3 protein-coding genes are annotated in these 2,138 nt (G+C 62.6%); 2 read left to right on the top strand and 1 reads right to left on the bottom strand.

What is annotated here, in order from left to right:
• Positions 1-261 precede the first annotated feature (261 nt).
• Both ACJH6J_RS30250 and ACJH6J_RS30245 read left to right on the top strand, forming a co-directional pair.
• Complete coding sequence (locus tag ACJH6J_RS30250) at positions 262-858, top strand: TetR/AcrR family transcriptional regulator (RefSeq protein ID WP_406803313.1); 597 nt, start codon at positions 262-264, stop codon at positions 856-858.
• Between the two features lie 120 nt (positions 859-978).
• Entirely contained in the window at positions 979-1,209 is a 231-nt protein-coding gene (locus tag ACJH6J_RS30245) for a deoxyribodipyrimidine photolyase (RefSeq protein WP_406803312.1), read from the top strand.
• A 379-nt stretch (positions 1,210-1,588) separates the two neighbouring features.
• Here the strand turns inward: ACJH6J_RS30245 and ACJH6J_RS30240 are convergent, their stop codons facing one another.
• Positions 1,589-2,062 (bottom strand): hypothetical protein, encoded by a 474-nt coding sequence (locus ACJH6J_RS30240; protein WP_406803311.1) that lies wholly within the window; start codon positions 2,060-2,062, stop codon positions 1,589-1,591.
• Positions 2,063-2,138: the final 76 nt, after the last annotated feature.

Below are 2,138 nucleotides of genomic sequence, written 5' to 3'. Positions count from 1 at the left end.
AAGGACCCTAACACCGGCTACGCTGCCAGTAGCCGCGTAACCACAAATCCCGTGTCCACTACATGGGGGCAAGGCCCCGTAGACGAACAGGCCGAGCAATATCGTCGATTCGTCCCGTGAAAGAGAACGGTACGGTACCGTACGCGCGATCGCAACCGAGTTGACATACGGGCAAAAGGCTGCGCACATTGCCGCGACTAAGCGCAACGCCGTGGTGTAACTCTGATATTCCAACTGCGTGCGGCAGGAAGGGGAGTGGTGATGTCCGAGGACGTGGGCGATGCCGCCAACTGCCCGTGGAGTGAACGCGAAGCCGAGTTGCTGGCGATCACACTGGAGTTGTTGCAGGAACACGGTTATGACCGCCTGAGCGTGGAAGCGGTCGCGACCAAGGCCAAGGCCAGTAAGGCGACGATGTACCGGCGCTGGCCGTCGAAGGCGGATTTGGTGCTGGCGGCCTTCATCGAAGGCACGCGCAGCTCTTCGGTGCCGCCGCATACGGGTTCACTGCGCGGAGACTTGCTGGAGATCGGCCGGTCGGTATGCGATCAGGCGCAGGTGCACGCGAGGACCATGCGGGCGGTGCTGAACGAGATGTCACACAATCCGGGTCTGCAGGCGGTGATGCAGGCCAAGTTCGTGCATCACCGCAAATTGGTGTTCGACCATGTGCTGGCCGAGGCCGTCGAGCGCGGCGAGATCGACGGCGCCACCATCGACGAAGAGATCTTTGATCTGCTGCCGGGGTATCTGGTGTTCCGGGCATTGGTGTCAGATCGGCCGCCGACTGAAGACACCGTCCGAATCCTGGTCGATGATGTCCTGCTGCCCAGCCTCACGGGCGCCCTGAAACGGTAAGTCGGTCGAGTCGGGTCGGCGCGGTTGGGCCGGCCGCGCTTGAAGTTTGGACAATCCCACGTGTGGGAATAGCTGAGTCAGCTGATGCTGTCGACGCGTCACTCAGGGTGAGGAATAGACATGGTTCACGAAGTGATAGTCGCCCTACAGAGCCAGCCAGAAGCGGCCGGATTCATCCTGCGTGGCATCAAGGGAATCTTCGTCGCGATCGGCAGCATCATTGCCGCGATCATCTGCGCGGTAATTGCGGGCACGAAAGGCCGTAACCCTTTGGGCTGGGGAATTCTCGGGCTGTTCTTCTCGATCCTGACGCTGATCGTTGTGATCGTCATCCCGTCCAAGAAGGAGTGAGGCGCGCGTCGGTCAACGTCGCGGTCGCCTGCCGGATGCCGAGGTTGACCCGCCTGATCCAGGCGGGTCAACCTCAGGTGTCAGTGTCAGCGTCGGCGTCCCGGCATACCGATCCACGGCATCATGGGTTGGTTGGCAGGCGGCGCGACCGTACCCGGGCGCGCCTTGATCGAAGTACTGCCATTCGTCGAACAGATGGTCTTGGCGAACGTGTCCTGGCACGTCGGCCGAGCGTTGGCAACAGGCGCCGAGATGCCTGCCGCCGCAGCCAAACTCACCATCAGCAGTGCCGCCTTGCGTCGACTTGGCATGTGTCCGTTCCCCTCAATCGCGGTACCAACATGGATGTGCGCGGTACGCGCTGACATGTGCGCGCTCATCAGGGACAGGCCGATACGACGGTGGTGGAATCCGCCCCGAGAGGCGTGCCCGCAGCCGCGGCGCGGTTGAAGGCATCGTCACGGGCGGCTTCGACCGTCACTCCGGCGCCGCCACTGACGACGTGGGTAACCCCATCGCCCACAGACACGATGCACAGGCGATCGTTGGTCACCTCATCGCTGGTGCATTCCACACCGCCCGCGGCATTGCACGCCGCGATGACAGCCGCCGAAGCGTGGTCGTTGGTATCGCCGGTAGCGGTGAAACCAACCAGCGCGCCTTGGAATTCGCCCGTGCCGACCGCGACCGATACGTCCTCGGCGTCTTGTACGAAACCGGGCGGACCTCCTGCCCACGCTGTAGCTGCTGCGCCACCTGCCAAGACAACGCCCGCAACCACGATCGTCGATACCCAACGGCTATTCGCCATGCCGATCCTCCCAATCGTGAAATTCAGCGGCAGTCTATCCATGGGACTTGACCCCGTGTGTTGGACACGCTGAATCCCGCAAGGTTGGCGGGGGAAGCGAGATGATCCACCACGATGG

The sequence above is a fragment of the Mycobacterium sp. SMC-18 genome (assembly GCF_045310895.1).
GTDB lineage: Bacteria > Actinomycetota > Actinomycetes > Mycobacteriales > Mycobacteriaceae > Mycobacterium.
This window is presented reverse-complemented; position numbering and strand designations above follow the sequence as displayed.